The organism is Xanthobacter dioxanivorans, assembly GCF_016807805.1.
Taxonomy (GTDB): domain Bacteria; phylum Pseudomonadota; class Alphaproteobacteria; order Rhizobiales; family Xanthobacteraceae; genus Xanthobacter; species Xanthobacter dioxanivorans.
The window spans coordinates 1,935,625-1,960,464 of the sequence record NZ_CP063362.1 but is presented as its reverse complement, the minus strand read 5'-3'; the positions used below and the strand labels follow the sequence as shown (position 1 = coordinate 1,960,464).

Here is a 24,840-nt window from a genome sequence, read left to right as displayed (position 1 = left end):
TGTCGCCAGACATGAGCCTGGAACTCCTGATGCCATGAGTACATCCTGAAACTCAAATCCACCTTCACCAGGAGGGATGCCATGAATCTCAATCGGAGAGCTTTCGCCGCAGCGCTGGCTGGCGGAGTCGCAGCCTCGCTGGTCTCGACCCGAGGCGTGGCCGCAGGGCCGCCCGCGGCGCGCAACGTCGTCCTCGTTCACGGGCTGTTCGCCGATGGGTCATGCTGGTCGGACGTGATCGCTCGGCTGCAGGCGCGCGGCCTCAATGTCACCGCCGTGCAGAACCCGCTGACGACGCTGCCCGAAGCCGTCGCCTCGGCCCGGCGTGTGCTGGACCGGCAGAGTGGACCGACGGTTCTCGTGGGACATTCCTTTTCCGGCATGATCGTCACCGAGGCGGGCGTGCACCCCAACGTCTCCACCCTCGTTTATGTGGCGGCGCGCGCGCCGGACGCGGGCGAGGACTACGCGGCGCTGGCCAAGACGTTCCCCACGCCGCCGGCGAGCGCCGGGATTGTCTTCGACGGCGACGAAGGCCGCCTGAGCGAAGCCGCCTTCCTGCGTGATTTCGCCGGCGACCTGCCGGAGGCGAGGGCGAAGGTGCTGTATGCGGTCCAGGAGCCGTTCCAGAAGGCGCTGCTCGCGGGACGGACGACGCAGGCCGCCTGGCGCACGAAGCCGAGCTTCTATGCCGTCTCCACCGAGGATCGGACGATCAATCCCGACCTCGAGCGCTTCATGGCCCTGCGCATGGGCGCCAAGACCATCGAGCTGAAATCCAGCCACGTGTCGATGATCTCCCATCCCGACGCGATCACCGGCCTGATCCTGGAGGCCGCCGGACACGGGAGCTGATGCCAAGGCCGATGAGTTGGACGCGTCGGCCCTTTGTGGAGGCCGCGCGGCGCCTGACCGATACCCTCCCGGCACCGGTCAAAGATCGGGGCCGTTGGCCTGAGGCGCCCGCGCATCAGGCCGCCGCTGGTCCGTTGCGCGACCTCGAACCTTGAGCGGCGACGTCACGTTCGCCGCCGGCGTTGGGCCGGTGGTCCATCGATGCCGGCTTGACGCGGCGCGGGCGGTCAGAGGAGCGAGGCCGCCGGCACACGCGGGATGCCCAGCCCGTCGAGCAGAGCGCGGGTCGCATCCGCCGATCCGTCCACGTCGATGCTGCGGCAGGCATCCTCGATCACGATCACCTCGAAGCCGGCGCGGTGCGCGTCCTCGGCCGAGTACCTCACGCAGAAATCGAAGGCGAGGCCGGCGACGAAGATGCGCGTGATCCCGCGCTCGCGCAGATACCCGGCGAGGCCGGTCGCAGTGGTCCGGTCGTTTTCGTAGAAGGCGGAATAGGAATCGATGCCGCGGTGATACCCCTTGCGCAGGACGAGCTGGGCGTGGGGATGTGGAGGTCGTCGCGAAAGGCGGCGCCATGGGTGTCCTGCACGCAGTGGTCCGGCCACAGCACCTGAGTGCCGTAGGCCACCTGCGTCGACTGGAACGGCTCCGCGCCCGCGTGGGACGACGCGAACGACAGATGTCCCGCCGGGTGCCAGTCCTGCGTCAGCACCACATGGGCAAAGGCCACAGCGAGGCGATTGATCAGCGGGACCACCTCGTCGCCGTGCGGCACGGCCAGCCGGCCGCCGGGACAGAAATCGTTCTGGATATCCAAGACGAGCAGGACGTCGCGTCCGTTCAGGCGGAGCGGTGCGTTCACGAGACTTTCTCCGCGCGGCGCGCGCCCCGCGTGCCGGCCAGGCGCGGGTGGAGATCCATCAGGCTTGGACGGGTGACAAGGCCCACGGAAACGTCTCTCCGCTCTTCCGCTTTGGTGGCCGGGAGCCTACCTCAACCGGACGCCGAGGGCGATCGCGCCGGCGAAGTTTGCGCCGGCGCCATGCCGCCGACACGCTCGACGGCACGCAGGTGTACGGTGCGGATCTCGTCTTCCCCGACCTGACGGAGACCTTCGTTGGCAACGGCAAAGGCGATGCACGCGGAGTCCTCGCCAAGGCAGGACGGGGGATCGGGCCTTGCCGTCGAAGCCGCCGGCCGGAGCGGTGTCGCGAGGTGCACAAGGTCCACCTCGGCGGCGGCGCCGGCCGGCGCGGCAGCAGACCCGGGTCAGCCGTTGCCGAGGCCGCGGTCGCCCTGCATCAGGAACAGGCGGTCTTCCTCGGTGAGGGAGGAGGACGGCGTGCCCTGCTCACGATCGATCGTGCCCTGGGGAAAGGCGCGGTTCGCGGGAGAGCTCGGCGCGGCCACCGGCGCATAGGAGCGCTGGTGCTGACGCTGGGGCTGCGGAGCGCTTTCCTGAGCGAAAGCAGTGGTCGACAGGAGGGCAGCGGAGATCGCGGCAAGAAGTGCGTAGCGCATGGTGGAAAACCTCAGATTGTTCGCAGTCGAAGACCGCGCGGGAAGGCAAGCCAGTTGCCCGACACCCCGGAACATAGGGAGGGCCTGTCGCAGACCTGTGCCCGAAAGGCGCGAAATTTCATCAAAGTGTCCCCATCCGCCGCGCTTGGACACACGGATACGAACCGGCGCGGTCCCGCCGCCTTCCCCACCCCGGCCACACCCATCCGAGGCGATCGCCCGGTCGCCGCGCAAATCCAGGCCGCGGCAGGGGCGGCGGCGGAAACGGTGACCCAAAATGGTCGGCGAATGTCGCAGCGGCACGCACTGAGACGATCTGATACACTTTTTGGCTGGGGGTGACTGGCGTCTTGGCTATGGTCCGTGCCGGAGCTTTTATTGATGGACTCGGCCCCTCACATCGCGATCGTCGACGACCACCGGGATATCCGCGATCTCGTCGGCAAGTACCTCACCCAGCACGGCTACCGCATCAGCCTTGCGGAGAGCGCGGCGGCGATGCGCCGCCTCCTGGAGAAGAGCGCTCCCGATCTGGTGGTGCTCGACGTGATGATGCCCGGCGAGGATGGCCTGTCCCTGTGCCGCCACCTGCGCAGCACCACCGACCTGCCGGTGATCCTCCTGACCGCCATGGCGGAGGAGACCGACCGCATCGTCGGCCTGGAGGTGGGCGCCGACGACTATTTGAGCAAGCCGTTCAACCCGCGGGAGCTTCTGGCCCGCATCAAGGCGGTGCTGCGGCGTGTCAACAGCCTGCCGCCGCAGAAGGGCCGGCTGGCGGCGAAGGTGGCGCGCTTCGGCCGCTGGACCCTGGATTCCGGACGCCGCGAGCTGATGGGACAGGACGGAATGGCCGTGCCCCTGAGCACGGCGGAGTTCCGCCTGCTCTGCGCCTTCCTCGACCATCCCGGCATCGTGCTGTCCCGCGACCAGTTGCTCGACTTGACGGCGGGCCGCAGCGCCGAGCCGTTCGACCGCAGCATCGACAACCAGGTGAGCCGCCTGCGCAAGAAGATCGAAGTCGATCCCAGGACGCCTGTCCTCATCAAGACGCACTGGGGCGGCGGCTACAGTCTGGAAGCGGAGGTGGAGCGCGCATGACACGCCTGTGGACCGGCAGCCTCGCTGCTCGCTTCATCTGCTTCACCCTGCTCTCGCTGGCGCTGGCACAGGCGGCGACATTCCTCATCTCCTGGGACGAGCACGGCCAGGTGATGCGCAAGGCGGCGAAGGGCGAGATGCTGAGCCGCTGCGCCTCGCTGGTGCGCGTGCTCGAAGCCACGCCGCCCGAGCTGCAGGACGACATCCTGGCCGCCAGCAACACCACCAGCACGCGCTACTGGGTGTCGCCCCACGGGCCGACCGACGCCGCGCAATGGCGGCGGGAGGCATGGGACCACCTCACGCGCCCGCTGCCCCGGGTCATGTTCCCCGGCCAGAAGGCCTTTCCGGAGCCGCGGATCGAGGCCCCCGCCAACATCGAAGCGGCGGGATCGCCAAACTGGTACGAGGTTCGGCCCGAGGCCTGGCCGCTCGCGCGCCCGGCCAGCTTTCTCTATCTCGACCAGAATACGGGCATGGGCCTCGCCGTGCGGCTCGAGAACGGCAGCTGGCTCAACTCCGCCTTCGCCAAGCCGGTGCAGGAGGGCTTCTGGAACGCCCAGTCCATCACCTCGCTCGGCCTGTCGGCCCTGGTGCTTTCGATCATCGCGGTGTTCGCCGCGCGCGGCATCACCCAGCCCCTGCGCCGGCTGGCACGCGCGTCCGAGGCGCTGGGTCGCGGCCAGGACATCGGACCGCTGCCGGAGACCGGCCCCGAAGACATCCGCCGCACCGCCGAAGCCTTCAACCGCATGCAGGCCCGGCTGCTGCGCTTCGTCGAGGACCGCACGCGACTGCTCGCCGCCATCGGCCATGATTTGCGCACGCCGCTCACCTCCCTGCGCCTGCGGGCCGAGTTCATCGCCGACGACGAACTGCGCGAGAAGATGCTGTCGACCATCGCCGAGATCCAGTCCATGGCCGAGGCGACGCTGGCTTTCATGCGCGAGGAGGCGACCGCCGAGCCGACCCGGACGGTGGACATTTCGGCCCTGGTGGAGAGCCTGTGCGAGGACCTCGCCGAACTGGGCCACGACGTCGTCTTCGCCGAGGGACCCCGGCTCGGCTATCGCTGCCGCCCGGCAGCGCTGCGGCGGGCCTGCCGCAACCTCGTGGAAAATGCAGCCCGCTACGGCGAGCGCGCGCGGGTCCGCATCGAGGTGTCGGAGCAGAACATCGACATCGTGGTCGAGGACGATGGGCCCGGCATTCCCGACGGGGCGCGCGAGCAGGTTTTCGCGCCCTTCTTCCGGCTGGAGAATTCACGCAACCGGGAAACCGGCGGCGTCGGGCTGGGCCTGTCCATCGCCCGCACCATCGTGCGCCATCATGGCGGCGACGTGATGCTCACCAACCTGCACCGGGGCCTGCGCGCGACCGTCAGCCTTCCGACACTGGACGCGGAGGCTCCGGCCCGCGCCCCGCGCGAGACCCACGCCGAGGAGCGCATGCCGGCCTCGATCCCGGGGGCCCGGGCGACCCCCGCTGTGTGACGGCCGGGGCTTCTGCGCGCGGCCGCCCCCGTCCGGCGAGGGCCACGGGGGCTCAGGCCTTGACGATGAAGGGGACCCGCGTGGCCGGTGGGGTATTGCGCGAGCGCTCGGTGCGCACGATGCCGTCGATGATGGTCATGCCGATGCCCGGCAGGTCGCCGAGCCCGACGCTCTCCAGCAGCGTGCGGCCAGCCGAGTGCTGGGCCGTGTCCATGATCACGAAGTCGGCCACGCGCCCCACCTCGATCAGCCCGCAATCCAGGTTGCGCATGCGCGCCGTGTTGCCGGTGGCGAGGCAGAAGGCGACTTCCGCCGGCAGGTCGCCGAGGGAGGAGAGCAGCGAGACCATGCGCAGGATGCCCAGCGGCTGCACCCCGGACCCCGCCGGCCCATCGGTGCCGAGGATGACCCGGTTCAGCTCACCCATCTCTTTGGCGATGCGCAAGGTGTAGAGGGCGGAGCGCTCGTTGCCGTTGTGCACCAGCTCCAGGCCGCGCTTGCAGCCCTCGCAGATGCAGCGGATCTGCCCGTCCGGCAGCGCGGTGTGGCCGCCATTGATGTGGCCCACGATGTCGGCGTCGGCCTCCAGCACCACGTCCTTGTCGATGAGGCCGGAGCCGGGGATGGAGGGGCCGCCGGTGTGGATGGTGGACTGGATGCCGTACTTGCGCGCCCATCCCACCATCTTGCGGGCGGTCTCGCCGTCCTTCACCCCGCCGAGCCCGACCTCGCCGAGCAGCTTCACGCCGGCGGCGGCAAGCTCCTTGAAGTCGTTCTCCTCCATCTCGTGCTCGATCACCGGCGCGCCGGCATGCAGCTTCACCCCGCCGGGGCGGAAGGCGGAAAAGCTGCGCTGCGCGGTGATGGCGAGGGCCTTGATGCCGATGACGTCGCGCGGCCGGCCGGGATAATGCACCTCGCCGGCCGAGATCATGGTGGTGACGCCGCCGTGGAGCGAGCTGTCGATCCAGTTCATCTGGCTCTGGCGCGGGGTCCAGTCGCCGGCCACCGGATGCACGTGGCTGTCGATGAGGCCCGGCGTGACGGTGGCGCCGTTGGCGTCCACGGTGGTGGTGGCGCCTTGCGTGTCCACGTCCTTGAGCCGGCCGACCGCGGTGATGCGCCCGTTCTCGGCGACGATGGCGTCGGCGTCGAGGATGGGCTTTTCGAGGTCGCCGCTCAGGAGAAGGCCGATGTTGCGGATGACGAGCTTGGTGGGGCCGGACGGTCCGCCGGGGCATCATGGGCCATCTTGCATCTCCGGAAACGGGGCCGGAGACGCGCGGGGCGATCCCGGTCAATTGTTTGTAGGCATATGAAGATTAGGCCCCGGCGCGGCGCTTGAGAACCGCGCCGGGGAAAAAATTCACCGTTCGGCGAAGGCCTTTTCCAAAACGAAGTCGCCGGCCTCGCCGTGGTTGCCCTCCTCGAACCCGCGCTGCTCCAGCATGGCGCGCAGGTCCACCATCATCTGCGGCGAGCCGCACAACATCACCCGGTCCCGCGCCCTGTCGAGGGGTGGCAGGCCGATGTCCTCGAACAGCTTGCCGCTCTCGATGAGGTCGGTGACGCGGCCGCGGTTGCGGAACGTCTCGCGGGTGACGGTGGGATAATAGATCAGCTTGCCGCCGATCTCCTCGCCGAGAAATTCGTGGGCGGGCAGGTCCTCGGTGATGAGGTCGCCATAGGCGAGCTCCTGCACCTCGCGGCAGCCGTGGACCAACACCACCTTGTCGAAGCGGGCATAGGTTTCCGGGTCGCGGATGATGGAGAGGAAAGGCGCAAGGCCCGTGCCGGTGCCCAGCAGATAGAGGTTTTCGCCGTCGCGCAGATTGTCGATGACGAGGGTGCCGGTGGCCTTGCGGCCGACGATGATGGGATCGCCCACCTTCAGGTGCTGGAGACGCGAGGTGAGTGGGCCGTCCGGCACCTTGATGGAGAAGAATTCGAGGGTGTCCTCATGGTTCGGACTCACCACCGAATAGGCCCTCAGCAGCGGCTTTCCGTCCACCTTGATGCCGATCATGGTGAACTCGCCGTTGCGGAAGCGAAAGCCGGTGTCACGGGTGGTGGTGAAGCTGAACAGGCGGTCGGTCCAGTGGTGGACGCTGAGCACGCGCTCTTCCATTAGGTTGCTCATGGGAAGGCTCCGGACGTTTTGACGGGCTGAAGATCAGGCGGCGGTGGGGGAGAACAAGGCGGCCTTGCCGTCGCGCCCGTTCCAGGCGTCGGCATCCTCCGGCGGGGCGCCCTTCTCGGTGATGTTCGGCCACTTCGCCGCATATTCGGCATTGAGCGCGGCCCACGCCCCCGCGCCGGGATCGGTGTCGGGGACGATGGCGGCTGCCGGGCATTCCGGCTCGCACACGCCGCAGTCGATGCACTCGTCCGGATGGATCACCAGCATGTTTTCCCCGGCATAGAAGCAGTCCACCGGGCAGACGGAGACGCAGTCCATGTATTTGCAGCGGATGCAGCCATCGGTGACGACGTAGGCCATGAGGAGCTCCCACGCGACGATGCAGGATCGGCTGCATCGAATATTGTTTGTGTACAAATGAAAATATGGAAAAAGGCCTGCCCTGTCAACGCGCCGGGCGGCGCCCAGGTGCGGATATTTCGAGCAGGCGTGCTGAGAGAACGGGCAGGCAGAAGGCGCGCCGTCCCCGGTATGAACCGTCATGTCCCGGTTGGTCCGGGGCATCCACCGATCCGCCGGCGCTCCAACGAAACTACTGCCCCAAGCGGCCCCGCGGATCCCCGGACGGGCCGGGCATGACGGCTGCTGGAGCCGGGGACACCGACCCGCGCCGGGTCCGCCCCTAATGTTCCGGCGTCGCCCGCAGCCGTGCCACTGTCGTCTCCAGCCCCTCCCAGGCGGGCGCGTCGGGGGCGAAGCGGGCGCGGATGTAGCGCGCCAGCGCGGCCACTTGCGTGTCGTCCAGGCTGTCGCGGAAGGCCGGCATGTCGCCGAGGTCGCGGGCTGCCGGCGAGGGAATGCCGTCGAGGATCACGCGGATCAGGTTGTCCGGCCGGGTGGCATGCACATTGGTGTTGAGCGCCAGCGCCGGACGCACGCCGAACAGGGTGGGGCCCTCCTTGGCGTGGCAGGCGGCGCAGGCGCCCTCGTAGAGCTTGCCGCCCAGGCTGTCGAGCGGGCGCAGGGAGGCTTCGGCCCTCGTCTCCATCTCCGCCGCGCGCGCGGCGGGATCAGCGACTGCGGCACCGGCATCGGCGAAGGAGGCGAGATAGGCCGCCATGGCACGGATGTCCGCATCCGGCAGGTGCGCCAGCTCCTGCACCACCGGCGCCATGGGGCCGGCGGCCGTGCCGTGGAAACGCGAGAATCCCGTGCGCAGGTAGGAATAAAGCTCCGCCTCGGTCCACGGAATGGGCGCGGCCGACAAGGCGGTGAGGGCCGGGGCTTCCCAGCCGTCCACCATGGCGCCGGCGAACTCCGCCGCGCCCTGCTTCTCCGCCCCGAGGAGGTTGCGCGGGGTGTGGCAGGCGCCGCAATGGCCGAGCCCTTCCACGAGGTAGGCGCCGCGGTTCCACTGGGGCGAACGGGCCGGCTCCGGTGCGAGCGGCCCCGGCCGCAGGAACAGAGCATTCCATCCGGCCAGGAGCGGGCGGATGTTGAGGGGGAAGGCCATCTGCGCCTGCGGCGTCGGCGCGGAGACCGCCGGCTGCGACATGAGATAGGCGTAGAGGGCCTGGAGGTCGATATCGGAAGCCTTGGTGAAGGCGGTGTAGGGGAAGGCCGGATACAGGTGCCGCCCGTCGCGCGAGATGCCCTCGCGCATGGCGCGCTCGAAGGCGGCGTAGGACCAGCGGCCGATGCCCGTCTCGGCGTCCGGCGTGAGGTTGGTGGCATAGACGGTGCCGAACGGCGTCCGCATGGCCCGCCCGCCGGCATTGGCGATGCCGCCCGGCACCGTGTGGCACACCGCGCAATCGCCCAGCGCCGCGAGCTGGCGGCCGCGGGCGATCATCTCGGCGGAGAATTGCGCCGGATCCGGCGGGGCGACGGGCGCGATGGCGCCGCGGATCGGCAGGGCCATCGCCGCCATGCCGAGCGCCCCCGCCAGCGCGGCTCCAGCAAGGGCGAACCAGGAGCGCTTCGGCTTTTCCGGCTTCGGCTCCGCCGGAGGAGCCCGCCCGGCCAGCGCCGCGCGCACCCGGTCCGGGGTGAAGGGTGGCTCGCGCATGCGCACGCCGGTGGCGTCGAAGATGGCGTTGGCGATGGCCGCCGCGCTCGGCACCGAGGCGGACTCGCCCGAGCCCAGAGGCGGCTCGTCCGGGCGCGGCATCAGCACCACGTTGATCACCGGCACCTCGGGAAAGGTGAGGATGGGATAAGCACCCCATTCCCGGCTCGCCACGGCGGTGTCGGTGAAGCCCACCTGCTCCTTGAGCACCCGGCTGGTGGACTGGATGACGTTGCCATGGATCTGGTGCTCGATCCCGGCGGGGTTGATCATCAGGCCGGAATCCTGGCCCACCACCACCCGCGAGACCTTCACGTCACCGGTGGCCGTGTTCACCTCCACCTCGGCCACCCAGGCCGACCAGGCGGCACCATAGCCGGGGAATTTCGAATGCACGTAAAGGGCATAGGCGAAGCCCTGCCCACGCACGACGTCCCCCTCCACCACTTCCATCCGCGGCCCGGTACGGTGCGCCCAGTCGGCGCGCGCCGCCACCTCCTTCACCAGGTCCACGGCGCGCGGATCGTGAAGATGGCGCAGGCGGTAGTCCACCGGATCGACGCCCGCCTCGGCGGCGAGCTCGTCGATATAGCTTTCATGGGCGAAGGAGTTGGGCAGGGCCGAGACGCCGCGCAGCCACGCGGCGCGGACAATGGGCGCCATGTCGTGCACCACCACCCGCAGATTGTCGTAGGCATAGGGCGGGATGGCGGTGCGGTCGCCCATCTCGAAGACGGGATTGTTGGCCGGCACGCGTCCCGTCAGCAGCAAGGCGAGGGTGACGGCGGCGTTGGAGGGGTAGCGGGTGGAGAAATCGTAGGCGGCCGGGGTGCCATCGGCATTGAGGCCGCCCTTCACCTCCATGAGCTGGGCGGCGCCCTTGGGCTCCCAGGCGTGCTCCTGCTCGCGGGTCAGCTGCACCCGCACCGGGCGGCCGATGGCGCGCGACAGCAAGGCCGCGTCCGCCGCCACGTCGTCGGCACAGTTGCGGCCGTAGCAGCCGGCGGCCTCGAAGCGGATGATGTCGATGTCGTCTTCCGCCACGTCCAGCAGCAGCGCGATATCCGCCCGCAGCGGATAAGGGTTTTGCGTGCCGGACCAGACCGTTACCCGATCCGGCCGCACGTCGGCGACGGCGCAGGAGGGGCCGATGGAGGCGTGCATCTGGTAGGGCCACGCATAGGTGCGATCCATGGGGACGGCCGCTGCGGTGCGGGCCGCCTCCACGTCGCCCCTGTCGATGAGGGTGCGCGGGGTGGAAGGGTTGGCGCGCAGCGCCTGCGCCACGTCGGCGAGGTCCGGCAAGGGCGGGGTCGGCTTCCAGCGCACCACAAGGCGGCGCGCGGCTTCCGCCGCCTGCTCCTCGCGCTCGGCGACGACGCCGACGAAATCGCCCATGGTGACCACCGCCACCACCCCGGGGAGGCCGGCGACGGAGGCCTCGTCCACGCAGATCAGGCTGGTGCCGATGAAGGCGCCGGCGTCCACACCGGCATAAGGCGGGCGCACCACGCGCCCGTGCAGCATGCCGGGCACGCGCACGTCGTGGACATAGACGAACTGGCCGGTGGCCTTGGCCGGGATGTCCACCCGCGGCATCCTTTGGCCGACGATGCGATGCTCGGCGACCGGCTTCAGCGCCACGTGCTCGGCCAGCAGCAGCCGGTCCTTGCGGCCGCTCAGCAGCGCGGCGTAGGAGATGCCGACATTGCCGCCGGCCCTGGGGCGCACCACGCCGTCGGTCACGTCAAGTGCTTCTGGCGGAAGGCCTAATTCCGCGGCGGCGAGGCCGACCAGGTGGTGCCGCGCCTGGGCGGCGGCGCGGCGCAGGGGGATGGCGGCCACCTGGATGGAATCGCTGGCGATGGTGGCGCCCTGGTTGGGCGTGCCGCCGGTGTGGCCAAGCACCATAAGGACTTGATCGAACGCCACATCCAGCTCTTCGGCGACGATCTGGGCCAGCGCGGTGCGGATGCCGGTGCCGAGGTCCACATGGCCGTTGAAGGCCATCACCGCCCCGCTATCGTCCAGGAACAGGAACAGGTCGAGGGCGCCCTCGCGCGGGGCCGCCGTGCGCTGGAGGCCGCCCACCGGCAGCGCCGGGCGCAGCACCGCGAGCGTGCCGGAACGGGAAAGAAGCGTGTCAGGAGAAGGGGTTGGCTCAGTCACGGACGCCCTCCCCGGCGGCGGCCGCCCCCATCTCCCGGGCGGCGCGCAGGACGGCTTTGAGGATCTCCACATGGGTCCCGCAGCGGCACAGATTGTAGCGCAGCGCCTGGCGCGCCTCCTCCGGGGTGGGATCGGGGGTGCGGGCGAGGAAGGCGGCGGTGGTCATGATCATCCCGTTGAGGCAGTAGCCGCACTGGGCGGCCTGCTCGGCGATGAAGGCGGCCTGCACCGGGTGCGGTCGCTCCGGGGTGCCAAGCCCTTCCAAGGTCGTCACATTCCGCCCCTCCGCGGTACCGAGCCGCATCACGCAGGCGCGCGCGGCCACCCCGTCCACCAGCACCGTGCAGGCGCCGCATTCGCCGAGGCCGCAGCCGAATTTCGGCCCGTTCAGGGCGAGGTCGTTGCGCAGCACGTAGAGCAGCGGCGTCGTCCGCGGCAGGGCGAAGCGGTGGGCGACGCCGTTCACCGTCACCGTCACGACATCGGAGGCGTCGGCGATGTCGTGCACGGTGTCAGGCCGAGTGTCGGGCGATGTGTCGGCCGACATGTCAGGCAGGCTCCGGCCGACAGCCGGAAGACTGTCGGCGACCCTGCCGGGGACGCGCGCCGGCGCTCGACCTTGGTTTCATGTCCGCCCTCTGGCTGGCCGGTTCGCGGCCTGGTCCAGATTGTTTCTATACAAATGAAAGCGCGTCAAGCGGCACGTCAGCATTGCTGCCCTTTAATGCAGCTTGCCCGTTCCTTGTGCTTGACACGGACAAGGTCGCATATTTCATTAGTACACATATGAACTGCGCCCCCGAAACCGCGCGCCCCGGCGGGCGTGTCCGGCGGGCGCTCCTCGCGCCCCTTGAGCGGTGAGTCCCATGTCCGACGAAACCAGCCCCGTGATCCCCGCCGCGGACGAGAAGATCCGCTGCGATGCCTGCCCGGTGATGTGCTACATCCGGCCGGGCCTGACCGGGGCCTGCGACCGCTACGCCAACCATGCCGGCGAGCTGGTGCGGGTGGATCCCCACGTGGTGCTGGACCGCACCCTGGCGGTGGGCGGCACGGTGGTTCCCTTCAATCGCGGCGAGGCGGGCTGGGACGGCAAGCTGGTGTCCGGCCCGGAGACCTTCGTCACCGCCATCGGCGCCGGCACCACCTATCCCGACTACAAGCCGGCCCCCTTCATCGTCTCGGCGCAGGTGGACGGGGTGGACATGGTGACCGTCGTCACCGAGGGCATCTTCAGCTATTGCGGCGTGAAGGTGAAGATCGACACCGACCGCTATCTCGGCCCCGAGCAGGCGACCGTGCGCGCCGCCGGCGAGCCGGTGGGCCATGTCACCACCTCCGAGTACGGCTCGCAGATGCTCTCCTTGGGCGGCGTGCACCACCTGACCGGCGGCGGCAAGAAGGAAGGCCGCATCACCTGCGAGGCGCTGCTCGACCTGTGCAACGGCAAGCCGGTGGAGCTGACCATCGACGGCGGCGCCAGCGTGGTGGTGGAGGCCGGCAAGGCGCCCGTCGTCAACGGCACGAGGGAAGAGCGCATGCGGGTGGGCTGCGGCTCCGCCACCATCGGCATGTTCGCCAAGCAGTGGTTCGACAAGGCCGACGAGGTGGTGGTGGTGGACGACCACATCACCGGCGTCCTCTCCGAGCACCAGGCCGGCAAGATGCTGGGCGTGCGCGACACCGGCATCCGGATGAAGGGCCGCCGCTCCACGCCCGGCCGCTACTTCCAGGTGGCCGAGCCGGGCACCGGCTGGGGCGGCACCTCCATCACCGATCCCCTGGCCATCATCGGCGCGTTCGACCCCAAGGTCGCCTGGCCGGGCCTGCGCCTGTTCTTCATCTCCACCACCGGCGAGCACGCCGCCTATTTCGAGCTGGACGAGACCCTCGCCCCGATCGCCAAGCCGATGCCGGCCGACCTCCTGGCCTCCGCCGAGCGGGTGAAGGAGAATTGCGAGCCGGCCTTGTCCACCGTCCTGTTCATGGCGGGGGCGGGCGGCTCCCTGCGCTCGGGGGTCACGGAGAATCCGGTCCGCCTCACCAAGTCGGTGAAGGATGCGCTCACCTATGTCACCTGCGGCGGCGCGCCGGTCTATGTCTATCCGGGCGGCGGCATCACCTTCATGGTGGACGTGACGCGCATGCCGGAGAACGCCTTCGGCTACGTGCCCACCCCGGCCCTGGTGGCGCCCATCGAGTTCACCCTGCGCCTGTCGGACTATGCGGCCCTCGGCGGCCACATGGCGGAGGTCCGCCCCGCCGCCTCGGTGCGGGCCGACGACAGCCTCCTGCCCCTCGCCCCGCGGCCGGACAATCCCTGGCCGCTCTCGCCCCACACCGCCAAGCGCTCGCACGGCTGAGCCATGATGCAGCCCGCCCCTTCCCTCCCCGTCCGGCGCGCCCCGCAGGCTGCCCTGCTGCCCGACGGGCGCCGCCTGCACCTGCAGGACGGCCCCATCGACCTCGTCATCGAGGCGACAGGGGACGAGGCGGCGGTGCGGCGGGCCCATGGGGACGCGGTGGAGCGCTTCACCGGCCTGCTGGATGGCCTGTGCGCCGAGCTGCCAGGCCTGCGCGCCGCCGCCGAGGCGGACCGGTGCCCGGTGCGCGGGCAGGTGGCCCAGCGCATGTGGCGGGCGGTGGCGCCGTTCGCGCGCGACGGCTTCATCACCCCCATGGCGGCGGTGGCGGGGGCGGTGGCGGAGGAGGTGCTCCTCGCCTTCCACCGGCCCGGCATCACCCGCGCCTATGTGAACAATGGCGGCGACATCGCCCTGTATCTGCCGCAGGGCGCGCGCTTCACCGTCGGCCTCGTGGACCGGCCGGATGCGCCGCGCATCGTCGGCACCTCCGCGCTCGCCTGGGACGGCCCGGTCCGCGGCGTCGCCACCTCCGGCTGGCGCGGCCGCAGCTTCTCCCTCGGCATCGCCGACGCGGTCACCATCCTCGCCCCCACCGCTGCCATGGCGGACGCGGCGGCGACCGTGGTGGCCAACGCGGTGGACCTGCCGGGACATCCCGGCATCGTGCGGGTGCCCGCCGACACCCTCCAGCCGGACAGCGACCTCGGCCCGCGCCCGGTGACCCGCGCCGTGCCGGCGCTCACCGCCGCCGAGCGGGCGCTGGCGCTGGGCCACGGCCTTGCGCTGGCCCGGTCGCTGGTGACGCGCGGCCTCATCTGCGCCGCCGCCTTGCATCTCCAGGGTGAGAGCGCGAGCACTGATCCTTTGTCCCTCCCCGTCGACGGGAACACCGTTGCCGTCGACGGCCCGTTTGTCCCACCAGAACCAGAACAAGGGCGTGCCCATGCCTGAGGTCAAGATCCGCAAGCGCCTGATGATCGTCGAGGAGATCTTCCACGAGGGCGGCCCCGCCGCCGCGATCCCACGCCGGCGCGCCGCCGCGCTCGCCGTCATCGAGAACCCGTTCGCCGGCCGCTACGTGGAGGAGATCTCCGCGTTCATGGACGACCTGACGCCCCTCGGCGTCGCCATGGCCAAGGACCTCGTGGCCGCGCTCGGCGGCGATGCGTCCGTCGTCGACGGCTACGGCAAGGGCGCCATCGTCGGCGCGGCGGGCGAGCTGGAGCACGGCGCCCTGTGGCACGTGCCCGGCGGCTACGCCATGCGCGAGGCCCTCGGCGACGCCAAGGCCATCGTGCCCTCCACCAAGAAGGTGGGCGGCCCCGGCACCCGCCTCGACGTGCCGATCACCCACGTCAACGCCTCCTACGTGCGCAGCCATTTCGATGCCATGGAAGTGGGCGTGCCGGACGGGCCGAAGGCCGACGAGATCGTGCTCGCCTTGGTCATGACCACCGGGCCGCGCGTCCATGCCCGGGTCGGCGGGCTCAAAGCCGACGCCATCCAGGGAGAGGATGGGCTGCGATGAGCGCGAACATCCGCAAGATCGTCACCTTCGTCGAGGAGACCCGCACCGAGATGGGCCGGCCCGTCTCCCCGCCCACCCGCCGCGCGGCGGCGGTGGCGGTGATCGAGAACCCCTTCGCCGGGCGCTACGTGGAGGACCTCTCCGACCTCATCGCCATCGGCGAGGAGCTGGGCGGCCTGCTGGCGGAAAAGGCGGTCGCGGCGCTGGGCATCGCGGGGCCGGCGGCGCAGAGCTACGGCAAGGCGGCGCTGGTGGGCGAGAATGGCGAGCTGGAGCACGCCGCCGCCTTGCTGCATCCCAAGATGGGCGCCCCGGTGCGCAAGGTGCTGGGCACGGGCGCGGCGCTCATCCCCTCGTCCAAGCGGCGGGGCGGCCTCGGCGCCGAGCTGGACATTCCGCTGGGCCACAAGGACGCGGCCTTCGTGCGCAGCCATTTCGACGGCATGCAGGTGAGCATCAGCGATGCCCCCCGCGCCAACGAGATCGTGGTGGCGGTGGCGGTCACCGATTCCGGCCGCCCCCTGCCGCGCGTCGGCGGGCTCAAGGCGGCCGACATCAAGGGCGAGGATGGACTGAGGTAGGATCCCCCCGCGTAACGCGGGAGGACCGAGGGACCATTCATCAAGAAGGACGGTCTCCAAGAAACGCGTTCTTTAAGAATACGAGTCTTCCAGGAACCTTCGATCCACCGGAACCACAGGGGATACGGCATGAAAAAGATGATCGGGTTGGCGCTGGCGGCCACGCTGCTGGCGTCCGGGGCCGCGAGGGCCCAGCAAAGCGAGATCAAGGTCGGCGAGATCAACTCCTACTCGTCCCTGCCCGCCTTCACCGAGCCCTATCGCAAGGGCATGGAGCTGGCGCTCAAGCAGATCAACGATGCCGGCGGCATCAAGGGCAAGAAGCTGGTCATCATCTCCAAGGACGACGGCGGCAAGCCGGGCGATGCCCTCACCGCCGCCAACGAGCTGGTCTCGCGCGACGGCGTGGTGATGATCTCCGGCGGCTTCCTGTCGAACGTGGGCCTCGCCCTCAGCGACTTCGCCAAGCAGAAGAAGGTGGTGTACCTCGCCGCCGAGCCGCTCACCGACGCCATCGTCTGGTCGAAGGGCAACGACTACACCTTCCGCCTGCGCACCTCCAACTACATGCAGGCCGCCATGCTGGCGGAAGAAGCCGCCAAGCTGCCGGCCAAGCGCTGGGCCACCATCGCCCCCAATTACGAGTTCGGCCAGTCCTTCGTCGCCGTGTTCAAGGAGCTTCTCACCAAGAAGCGCCCGGACGTGGAGTTCGTGGCCGAGCAGTGGCCGCCTCTGGGCAAGATCGACGCCGGCCCGGTGCTCCAGGCCATCGACGCCGCCAAGCCCGACGCCATCCTCAACGCCACCTTCGCCGGCGACCTGGTGAAGCTGGTGCGCGAGGGCAATACCCGCGGCGTGTTCAAGGACCGCGCGGTGGTGTCCTATCTCACCGGCGAGCCCGAATATCTCGACCCGCTGAAGGACGAGACCCCCAACGGCTGGATCGTCTCCGGCTATCCCTGGTACTCGATCAACACGCCGGAGCATAAGGCGTTTCTCGACGCCTACCAGCAGCTGCACAAGGACTATCCGCGCCTCGGATCCATCGTCGGCTATTCCACCGTCATGAGCATCGCGGCGCTGCTGAAGGGCACCGACGACTATTCCACCGACGGCCTGGTGAAGGGCATGAAGGACCTGAAGGTGGACACTCCCTTCGGCCCCATCGTCTACCGCGCCGGCGACCATCAGTCGACGCTCGGCGCCTATATCGGCAAGACCGCGCTGAAGGACGGCAAGGGCGTGATGGTGGACGTGGTGTTCAAGAAGGGCGCCGACTACCTGCCGCCCGAGGCCGACGCCGCCAAGCTGCGCCCGGCCAACTGAGGCGGCGGGACGCCGCCGTCATCCCCCGGCTCGTCCGGGGGATCCACGCCGCGGCCGGGATGGCGATTGCCGTCCCGCCGCAGCGCGGCACCCCGAGCGCCCCTGCCGCAGAACGGCCCCGCCCTCGACGGCGGGGACCCGAACAAAACGAAGAACACTTTTTCCAGATCCGGTGAACGAAAGGCCGAGCCGTGGAATTCCTTCTGGTCCAGGCCCTCAGCGGGCTCGCCAGCGCCGCGTCGCTGTTCCTGGTGGCGTCTGGCCTGTCGATCATCTTCGGCGTGACGCGCATCGTGAACTTCGCCCACGGCGCCTTCTACATGCTGGGCGCCTACGTGGCCTTCACGCTGACCGACCGCTTCGCCGGCCCGCTCGGCTTCTGGGGCTCCATCCTTGTCGCCAGCCTGGTGGTGGCGGCGCTGGGGGCGCTGATGGAGATGGTGCTGCTGCGCCGCATCTACCACGCGCCCGAGCTGTTCCAGCTGCTCGCCACCTTCGGCGTGACGCTGATGGTGCAGGACCTCGTGGTCCTGATCTGGGGCGCCGAGGATCTCATGGGCCCGCGCGCCCCGGGCTTTGCCGGCGCCGTCGAGCTGTTCGGCCGCCGGGTGCCGGCCTACGATTTCCTGCTCATCTCCCTCGGCCCCATCGTGCTGGGCCTGCTCTGGCTCGTCTTCCACCGCACCCGCTGGGGCGTGCTGGTGCGCGCGGCGACGCAGGACCGCGAGATGGTCGCCTCCCTCGGCGTGAACCAGAAGTGGCTGTTCACCTCCGTCTTCGCCCTCGGCGTCTTCCTCGCCGCGCTGGGCGGCGCGCTGCAGATCCCGCGCACCACGGTGAGCCACGCCATGGACCTCTCCATCATCGTGGAGGTGTTCGTGGTGGTGGTGATCGGCGGCCTCGGCTCGGTCACCGGCGCCTTCGTCGCCGCCATCCTGGTGTCGGAGCTGAACGCCTTCGGCATCCTCATATTGCCGCAGATCTCCATGGTCATCGTGTTCCTGGCCATGGCGGCGGTGCTGGTGGTGCGGCCATGGGGCCTGTTCGGCAAGCCCGACGCCACGGTGCGCGCCGCCACCGGCGTCGCCATCCGGCCCTGGCGCCCCATGAGCGGCATGGAGCGGGCGGCGGTGGCCGCGGCCGTGGCGGTGGCCGCGGCCCTTCCCTTCTTCGCCGGCAGCTACGCCTTGTCGGTGGGCTCGGAGATCCTCGTCTTCGTGCTGTTCGCCGCCAGCCTGCACTTCCTGATGACCGTGGGCGGCCTCGCCTCCTTCGGCCATGCCGCCTATTTCGGCCTCGGCGCCTACGGGGCGGCGTTCCTGGTGAAGTATCTCGGCGCACCCATGGAGGCGGCCCTCCTGGTCGGTCCGCTTTTGGGGCTGGCCGGCGCGGTGGTGTTCGGCTGGTTCTGCGTGCGCCTGTCGGGGGTCTACTTCGCCATGCTGACGCTGGCCTTCGCGCAGATCGCCTGGTCGGTGGCGTTCCAGTGGGTGGAGGTGACCGGCGGCGACAACGGCATGCTCGGCATCTGGCCCGCGTCCTGGGCGGCGACGCCGCAGGGCTTCTTCTGGCTGGCGCTGGCCATCGTCACCGTCGGCGTGGCGCTGCTGCGCATGCTGGTGTTCTCGCCCTTCGGCTTCGGCCTGCGCGCCGCGCGCGACAGTACGTTGCGCGCCGAGGCCATCGGCATCGACCGCAAGTCCACCCAGTGGGCCGCCTTCATCGTGGCCGGCACCTTCGCCGGCGTGGCCGGGGCGCTGTTCGCCTTCCTGAAGGGCTCGGTGTTTCCCGAGAACCTCGCCATCCCCACCTCGGTGGACGGGCTGGTGATGGTGCTGCTCGGCGGCATCGAGACGGTGTCGGGCGCGGTCATCGGCGCCATCGTCTACAAGGCCCTCGCCATCTGGCTGATGAGCAAGACCGAATTGTCCAAGCTGGTGCTGGGCGGGGTGATCGTGCTGCTGGTGGTGGCCTTTCCCAAGGGCATCGTCGGTTTCCTCGAAGACCTGCGCCACCGCCTGCGCCCGCCCAGGCCCAACGGGGCGGGACCGCAGGCGGCCGGCTACGGCGCCAAGGTGGAGGCTGCGGAATGAGCGCGCTGCTCGAAGTGAAGGGCCTGATGAAGTCCTACGGCGGCGTGCACGCCGTGCGTGGCGTCTCCTTCGCCGTCGCCCCCGGCGAGATCCTGGCGCTCATCGGCCCCAACGGCGCCGGCAAGAGCACCTGCTTCAACATGCTGAACGGCCAGATCGAGCCGGACGCCGGCTCCATCATCCTCGCCGGCGAGGAGATCGTCGGCCTGCCGCCGCGCGCCGTGTGGCGGCGGGGCGTCGGGCGCACCTTCCAGATCACCGCCACCTTCGCCTCCATGACGGTGCGCGAGAACGTGCAGGTGACGCTGCTGTCCTTCCATGGCGGCCTGCGCGCCATGGTGGGCTATGCCGGCGCCGCCCACCGGCAGGAGGCCGACCGCCTCCTCGCCCTCGTGGGCATGGAGGCCCAGGCGGAGCGGCCCTGCGGCGAGCTGGCCTATGGCGACCTGAAGCGGCTGGAGCTGGCCATCGCGCTGGCCAACGATCCGCGCCTGCTGCTGATGGACGAGCCCACCGCCGGCATGGCGCCGAAGGAGCGGGTGGACCTCATGCGCCTCACCGCCGAGATCGCCCGCACGAAGGGCATCGGCGTGCTGTTCACCGAGCACGACATGGACGTGGTGTTCGAGCATGCCGACGCGGTGATGGTGCTGAACCGGGGCGAGCTGATCGCCCGCGGAACGCCCGCGCAGGTGCGCAAGGATCCGGATGTCCGCGCCATCTATCTGGGCGAGGGCCTGCTCTACAATCGCGAGGAGAGCGCGGCATGAAGCTCGAGGTCGCAGGTCTCAACAGCCATTACGGGCCGGCCCACATCCTGTTCGACGTGGGCTTCGAGGTGGGCACCGGCGAGGTGGTGGCGCTGCTGGGGCGCAACGGCGCCGGCAAGAGCACCACCTTCCGCTCGGTGGTGGGCCTCGTGTCCCAGCGCTCCGGCACGGTGCGGTTCGAGGACGAGGACATCTCCCGCCTGCCCACCTACGAGATCGCCCGCCGCGGCCTCGGCTACGTGCCGGAGGACCGGCGCATCTTCAGCCAGCTGACGGTGGAGGAGAATTTCGAGGTGGGCCGGCAGCCCCCGCGCGAGGGCGTCGCCACCTGGACGCCCGAGCGCATCTACGCGCTGTTTCCCAACCTCGGCGAGATGCGCAAGCGTCCCGGCGGACAGATGAGCGGCGGCGAGCAGCAGATGCTCACCATCGGCCGCACCCTCATGGGCAATCCCTCCCTCGTGCTGCTGGACGAGCCGTCCGAGGGCCTCGCGCCGAAGATCGTGGAACAGATGGCGGACGCCATCCTCACCATGAAGCGGGAGGGGCTCTCCATCGTCATCTCGGAGCAGAACCTGCATTTCGCCAAGCTCATCTCCGACCGGGCCTATATCATCGAGAAGGGCCGCATGCGGTTTTCTGGCACCATGGCGGAGCTCGAGGCCAATCCGGAGGTCAGGGACGCCTATCTCGCCGTGTGACGGCGGGCGGGAGGGGAACCGTTCGGGCCGGCCGGGCCCGGGCGGTCGACCCGCTCCCACGGGAAGGACGGGGCAGGAGGGGCACGAGGGGTGAGCACGAAAGTGGCAACGGACGTCCGGCGCCGCCGCGCCAAGCCGGCGCAGGCCGAATACATCCTCGACCATCAGGTCGGCTTCCTGCTGCGCCAGGCGATGCAGCGCCATACGCTCATCTTCGGCGCCCGCATGGGGCAGGAGCTGACCTCCACCCAGTGGGCGGCCCTGGCCAAGCTCAACGAGAAGGGGCCCTGCTCGCAGAACCTGCTCGGCCGCCTCACCGCCATGGACGCGGCCACCATCAAGGGCGTGGTGGATCGCCTGGTGAAGCGCGGGCTGGTGGAGACCCGGCCCGACCCGGAGGACGGCCGCCGCCTGGTGGTGGCGCTCACCGCGGAGGGCACCGCCCTTACCGGTGAGGCCGCCGCGGTGGCGCACGCCATCACCGAGGAGACGCTGGCGCCCCTGGATGCCGACGAGCGCGTGCAGCTGATCGCCCTGCTGAACCGCCTGAAATGACGACGCCCGGCATCCCGTGGGGGATGCCGGGCGCGATCAAAGCCGGACGGGGGGCGGCCGCGATCAGGCCGCGTCGTAGAGCCGACGCTCGAACAGCGGGCTGCCCTTCAGGCCGTGGAGCGCCTTGGCGGCGCCGAGCACGGCGAGATCCACCAGCGGCTCCAGCAGGATGACGAGCATGTAGGCGCCGCCGAAGGTGGCGACCGAGGCGAGGCTGTCCACCGAAACGCCCTGGCCATAGAGGGCCCAGAACGCCACCCAGCCGACGATGCCGGCCTGGTAGGTGGTGGAGAGCACCAGCGCCTGGCGGTATTTCAGCTCCACATAGGGGGTGTTCGGGGCGATGACGCGCCGCGCCACCGCGGAGAGGGCGAACAGCGGCACCAGCAGCGTGGTGACGTTCATGCCGTATTGCGGCAGGTCGAACGGCGCGAAGAACAGGCCCTGGACCAGCAGGCCCAGCGCCAGCCCGATGGCCGCCGGGGCGGCGCCGAAGATGAGGAACAGGGTCGAGCCGAGGATCAGATGCACCTCGGACACCCCCACCGGGTGATGCGGCAGCACCTCGAAGAAGGAAAAGACGAGGGCGGTGGTGGCGATGGAGCGGGCCGCCAGCGAGACGAGCCCGCGCTCGCGCGCCGCGTCGAAGGCGAGTTTCAGGGCATAGCCGCCCGCGCCGGCGGCGGTGACGTAGCTCAGCCAGATTTTCCCGCCATCCACGAGACCTGGTTCGATATGCATTCTCTTGATCTCCTACGCCGTCTCACCCGACGGCCCGAGGTTGGACACGTGCACGCCTGGCCGGTCTCCTGACTCGCGGGTCGCCGCAGACCTCCCGTCTTCCCGGCGGTCCCCGAAGGAAACCTGCCAGTGACACGGTGGAAGGCCGCTCGCCGCTCACAGTCGCGGGGGCGGTCGGGGCGCGGGCGAGAAGCCCTTCCCCGTTCCCGTTTCAGCCCGGACGCACCGCGTCCGGGTCACCTTGCGTACCGGCAGCAGGTGCCAATTCCTCCCTGCTGTCAAGCTGGCCGGGCATCCACGCCGCCCCGCTGGCGCCGGCCCAACCGCGTGGATGGCCGGGACAAGCCCGGCCATGACGGTGGTGGAGGCAGGGCGCCGGTCGATCTGAACGCGACCCGCGCTAGTGCTTGTGGGCGCTGCCCTCGGCCGGCGCAGCGGCGCCGGCGCCCACGCCCTCGACCTTGAACTGCACCGCCACGGTGCCCGCCTTCTCGAAGGTGAGGGTCCCGTCGACCAGCGTCCCCTCCTTCAGCGGCGCCTTCAGGTCGAGGAACATGAGGTGGTAGGAGCCCGGCTTCAGCGCCACCGTGCCGCCGGCCGGGACCTCGATACCGGCCGGCAGGGGGCGCATGGTCATCACCCCGTCCTTTACCGCCATTTCGTGAATCTCCGCCCGGCCGGCGAAGGGCACCGTGGCGGAGACCAGGCGGTCGGGCGCCGCGCCGGTGTTCTTGAGCACGAAGTAGCCCGCCGCCACGGAGGCGCCGCCGGGGGTCGCCCGCGACCAGGGATGGCCGATCTCGATGGCGCCGGCCTTGAATTCGTGCGCCAGCAGCGCCTGCGCCGAGACCATCAGGAGGCACAGCGCGAAGGCGCCGGCGGCGAGCATCTCCTCGACGAAGAGGACCCGGCGCAGAAATGGGCGCGCGGCCCCGCGCCGCGGCTGCGAGAAGGGGAAACGCAGGAAATGGGACATGGTGGAAGCTCCGCACGCACGCTCCGCCCCGCCCGGCGGGCGCGGAGACAGTTCAACAGCCAGATGGAAACGACGACGAAAAGGCCGGTTCGGCCCGGCGCCATCAGGCCGGCGGTGCCCGTGCGAGGTTGGCGGACCATGCCCCGCCCCTCGGCGGCGGAAGATAGGTGCGGTCGGTGTCCATGCGCGACGCGGCGGCCGGGCCGCGCGCCGGCAGGTCGCCGGCGGAGGACGGCGGCGCGACCAGGGGCCCGAAGGCGGCGCACCCCAGGACGCAGCATGCGTCCGCCACGTGCCGGAGCGGCGCGCCGTCCCGGTCCGCCGGGGACGGATCGGGGCGCGCGCCGTGGCAGATCGTGCCGTCCGGCCCGGCGGCCAGGGCCGGCGCCACCGAAAGACCGGCGGCAAGGCCCGCCAGCAGCACCTGCAGGACGAGCAGATAGGCCGCGAGAATCGCGGTCCTGTCTCTCCAGGCGGGGCGGGCGGCGGTCACGTCGGGTGGCGTCTCCAAGGGGCCGGCACTGTGCCACCGAACGGGCGGACAACCAAGATGGGCCCCCCCGCCGGGCGGGGCGCATGCGTCAAGATGCCCGCGCGCTCCGCCCGCGGACCAAAGGCGCCGGGCGCTCAGCGCGCGTCGTGGGTGTGGATCTCGAGCGCCTCCAGGAAGCGCGACACCATGTTGTAGGCGCCGATGGTGGCGGTCAGCTCCACCAGCTCGCGATCATTGAAGACGCCGCGCACCGCCGCGAACACCTCCGGCGGAACCTGGACCTGCCGGGTCATGGCGTCCACATAGGCCAGCACCGCGCGCTCCCGCGGCGAGAACAGCGCGCTGTCCTGCCAGCTGGCCAGGGCATCCACCTGGGCCTGCGTCACGCCCTCGCGCAGGGCGATGGGCACGTGCTGGTCCGCCTCGTAGGGCGCGTTGTTGAGCAGGGCGATACGGATGATCACCGTCTCGCGCAGCGCGCCGGGGAGCACGCCCCTGTGGCGGATGGCGGTGAGAAAGGCGAGCCACCCCTCGGCCACCGGCGGGCTGTGGATCAGCATCTGGTAGAGATGCAGCAGGCTGCCGCGCTCGGCGACGATGCGCTCCACCAGCGCATGCGCGTCTGGGGCGGCGGGATCACCATAAGGAATGCGGGCCATGTTTCCTCCTTGCGGGACGAGGCGTGTTCCAAGGCCGGAGGCCCATGGCGCATCCGGCGGTCCGGTCCCGACCGAGATATCCGGTGCCGGAGGAAAAGACCGCGTTAATCTCCCCAAGCCTGAAAAGGCCGCCCGGCGGGGATCCGGGCCGCGCCGGCGCCGGGCGTGATGGCTTCGGCCCGATTGTCCTGAGCTCCTGCATCGTCATTCTTGCTATCGCAAGGGTATGCTGGCAGGCTCGCAGCGCAGGGTTGCAGTTGGACGAGGCGTTTGTGCGCCACCCGGGAGACGGAATTCACCATCGGGCAGCGCGCCCTCGGAACGCTTTTATGGACCATCTGAAGGCGCTGACATTCGTCGGCATCGCGGCTCTTCTGGCGATTGGGCAAATCCTCTTCAAGCTTGCGGCCAGCACACTGCCGGAAAATGCGTTTTCGACCATCGGCTCGGCTCTCTCCGCCGCCCGGAATGGATATCTTGTTTCCGGACTTGCCCTCTACGCATTTACCACCGTCTTTTGGGTTTTATCGCTCAGGGATACCGACCTGAGCCGCGCCTATCCGTTCATGGCGCTCGCTTACGTCTTCGTGCCGCTCGCGAGCGTCTTCGTTCTGGGCGAGCGGACGACCCCGGTCCTGTGGCTCGGATATGCCTTCGTGATCGCGGGCGTCCTCATCGTCGCGTGGGGTGGAGCGTGATTT

General features: G+C 69.9%; 22 protein-coding genes, 2 pseudogenes and 1 riboswitch. Of the genes and pseudogenes, 13 read left to right on the top strand and 11 right to left on the bottom strand.

Annotated elements, in window-relative coordinates:
* Positions 1–81 precede the first annotated feature (81 nt).
* Complete coding sequence (locus tag EZH22_RS09275; RefSeq protein WP_203195358.1) at positions 82–855, top strand: alpha/beta fold hydrolase; 774 nt, start codon at positions 82–84, stop codon at positions 853–855.
* Positions 856–1,082: 227 nt separating this feature from the next.
* On the opposite strand, the pseudogene pncA reads toward EZH22_RS09275, so the two are convergent.
* Both pncA and EZH22_RS09265 read right to left on the bottom strand, forming a co-directional pair.
* Positions 1,083–1,720: pseudogene (gene pncA, locus EZH22_RS09270) on the bottom strand (bifunctional nicotinamidase/pyrazinamidase).
* Positions 1,721–2,127: 407 nt separating this feature from the next.
* Positions 2,128–2,379 carry a hypothetical protein gene (locus EZH22_RS09265; RefSeq protein WP_203195357.1) on the bottom strand — a complete coding sequence of 84 codons (252 nt, stop codon included), beginning with the start codon at positions 2,377–2,379 and terminating at the stop codon, positions 2,128–2,130.
* A gap of 381 nt (positions 2,380–2,760) precedes the next feature.
* Here EZH22_RS09265 and EZH22_RS09260 point away from each other — a divergent pair, with 381 nt between their 5' ends.
* Both EZH22_RS09260 and EZH22_RS09255 read left to right on the top strand, forming a co-directional pair.
* Positions 2,761–3,480: a response regulator gene (locus EZH22_RS09260; RefSeq protein ID WP_203195356.1), complete on the top strand. Its 720-nt coding sequence runs from the start codon at positions 2,761–2,763 to the stop codon at positions 3,478–3,480.
* A complete protein-coding gene (locus EZH22_RS09255; RefSeq protein ID WP_203195355.1) occupies positions 3,477–4,973 on the top strand; it encodes an ATP-binding protein in 1,497 nt (498 codons plus the stop codon). Before EZH22_RS09260 ends, EZH22_RS09255 begins: the two co-directional genes overlap by 4 nt.
* 52 nt (positions 4,974–5,025) lie before the next feature.
* On the opposite strand, the pseudogene EZH22_RS09250 reads toward EZH22_RS09255, so the two are convergent.
* The 5 genes and pseudogenes from EZH22_RS09250 to EZH22_RS09230 form a co-directional block, all read right to left on the bottom strand.
* Positions 5,026–6,224 (bottom strand): annotated as a pseudogene (locus tag EZH22_RS09250) (amidohydrolase family protein).
* A gap of 115 nt (positions 6,225–6,339) precedes the next feature.
* Positions 6,340–7,113 carry a ferredoxin--NADP reductase gene (locus EZH22_RS09245; protein WP_203195354.1) on the bottom strand — a complete coding sequence of 258 codons (774 nt, stop codon included), beginning with the start codon at positions 7,111–7,113 and terminating at the stop codon, positions 6,340–6,342.
* Positions 7,114–7,146: 33 nt separating this feature from the next.
* Complete coding sequence (fdxA, locus tag EZH22_RS09240; protein WP_203195353.1) at positions 7,147–7,473, bottom strand: ferredoxin FdxA; 327 nt, start codon at positions 7,471–7,473, stop codon at positions 7,147–7,149.
* Positions 7,474–7,795: 322 nt separating this feature from the next.
* Complete coding sequence (locus EZH22_RS09235; protein WP_203195352.1) at positions 7,796–11,350, bottom strand: molybdopterin cofactor-binding domain-containing protein; 3,555 nt, start codon at positions 11,348–11,350, stop codon at positions 7,796–7,798.
* Positions 11,343–11,897, bottom strand: a complete 555-nt coding sequence (locus EZH22_RS09230; RefSeq protein ID WP_203195351.1) for a (2Fe-2S)-binding protein — start codon at positions 11,895–11,897, stop codon at positions 11,343–11,345. Before EZH22_RS09230 ends, EZH22_RS09235 begins: the two co-directional genes overlap by 8 nt.
* 319 nt (positions 11,898–12,216) lie before the next feature.
* Between EZH22_RS09230 and EZH22_RS09225 the strand changes: the two genes are divergently transcribed.
* The 9 genes from EZH22_RS09225 (at position 12,217) to EZH22_RS09185 (ending at position 21,270) form a co-directional block, all read left to right on the top strand.
* Complete coding sequence (locus tag EZH22_RS09225; protein WP_203195350.1) at positions 12,217–13,713, top strand: 6-hydroxynicotinate reductase; 1,497 nt, start codon at positions 12,217–12,219, stop codon at positions 13,711–13,713.
* Positions 13,714–13,716: 3 nt separating this feature from the next.
* Positions 13,717–14,667 carry a UPF0280 family protein gene (locus EZH22_RS09220; protein WP_231711400.1) on the top strand — a complete coding sequence of 317 codons (951 nt, stop codon included), beginning with the start codon at positions 13,717–13,719 and terminating at the stop codon, positions 14,665–14,667.
* Positions 14,660–15,244: an amino acid synthesis family protein gene (locus tag EZH22_RS09215; protein WP_203195349.1), complete on the top strand. Its 585-nt coding sequence runs from the start codon at positions 14,660–14,662 to the stop codon at positions 15,242–15,244. The genes EZH22_RS09220 and EZH22_RS09215 overlap by 8 nt, the downstream gene beginning before the upstream one ends.
* Entirely contained in the window at positions 15,241–15,825 is a 585-nt protein-coding gene (locus EZH22_RS09210; protein WP_203195348.1) for an amino acid synthesis family protein, read from the top strand. Before EZH22_RS09215 ends, EZH22_RS09210 begins: the two co-directional genes overlap by 4 nt.
* 129 nt (positions 15,826–15,954) lie before the next feature.
* Complete coding sequence (locus EZH22_RS09205; protein ID WP_203195347.1) at positions 15,955–17,151, top strand: ABC transporter substrate-binding protein; 1,197 nt, start codon at positions 15,955–15,957, stop codon at positions 17,149–17,151.
* 191 nt (positions 17,152–17,342) lie between these two features.
* Positions 17,343–19,244: an ABC transporter permease gene (locus tag EZH22_RS09200; RefSeq protein WP_203195346.1), complete on the top strand. Its 1,902-nt coding sequence runs from the start codon at positions 17,343–17,345 to the stop codon at positions 19,242–19,244.
* Positions 19,241–20,014 (top strand): ABC transporter ATP-binding protein, encoded by a 774-nt coding sequence (locus EZH22_RS09195; protein ID WP_203195345.1) that lies wholly within the window; start codon positions 19,241–19,243, stop codon positions 20,012–20,014. The genes EZH22_RS09200 and EZH22_RS09195 overlap by 4 nt, the downstream gene beginning before the upstream one ends.
* Positions 20,011–20,715, top strand: coding sequence for an ABC transporter ATP-binding protein (locus tag EZH22_RS09190; protein ID WP_203195344.1), 705 nt, complete (start codon positions 20,011–20,013; stop codon positions 20,713–20,715). Before EZH22_RS09195 ends, EZH22_RS09190 begins: the two co-directional genes overlap by 4 nt.
* Positions 20,716–20,805: 90 nt before the next feature.
* Positions 20,806–21,270, top strand: coding sequence for a MarR family winged helix-turn-helix transcriptional regulator (locus EZH22_RS09185; protein ID WP_231711399.1), 465 nt, complete (start codon positions 20,806–20,808; stop codon positions 21,268–21,270).
* A 63-nt stretch (positions 21,271–21,333) separates the two neighbouring features.
* On the opposite strand, the gene EZH22_RS09180 is transcribed toward EZH22_RS09185, so the two are convergent.
* The 4 genes from EZH22_RS09180 to EZH22_RS09165 all read right to left on the bottom strand — a co-directional run bounded on the left by EZH22_RS09180 (position 21,334) and on the right by EZH22_RS09165 (position 24,139).
* Positions 21,334–22,011, bottom strand: coding sequence for an energy-coupling factor ABC transporter permease (locus tag EZH22_RS09180; protein ID WP_203195343.1), 678 nt, complete (start codon positions 22,009–22,011; stop codon positions 21,334–21,336).
* A 41-nt stretch (positions 22,012–22,052) separates the two neighbouring features.
* Positions 22,053–22,270: riboswitch (cobalamin riboswitch) on the bottom strand.
* 141 nt (positions 22,271–22,411) lie between these two features.
* Positions 22,412–22,987, bottom strand: coding sequence for a copper chaperone PCu(A)C (locus EZH22_RS09175; protein WP_203195342.1), 576 nt, complete (start codon positions 22,985–22,987; stop codon positions 22,412–22,414).
* Positions 22,988–23,090: 103 nt separating this feature from the next.
* A complete protein-coding gene (locus EZH22_RS09170) occupies positions 23,091–23,480 on the bottom strand; it encodes a hypothetical protein (protein ID WP_203195341.1) in 390 nt (129 codons plus the stop codon).
* Between the two features lie 134 nt (positions 23,481–23,614).
* On the bottom strand, positions 23,615–24,139 hold the full coding sequence (locus EZH22_RS09165) for a carboxymuconolactone decarboxylase family protein (RefSeq protein ID WP_203195340.1): 525 nt from the start codon (positions 24,137–24,139) through the stop codon (positions 23,615–23,617).
* Positions 24,140–24,468: 329 nt separating this feature from the next.
* On the opposite strand from EZH22_RS09165, the gene EZH22_RS09160 reads away from it, so the two are divergent.
* The gene (locus EZH22_RS09160) at positions 24,469–24,837 is read left to right on the top strand and encodes an EamA family transporter (protein WP_203195339.1); all 369 of its coding nucleotides are present in this window, start codon (positions 24,469–24,471) and stop codon (positions 24,835–24,837) included.
* Positions 24,838–24,840 lie beyond the last annotated feature (3 nt).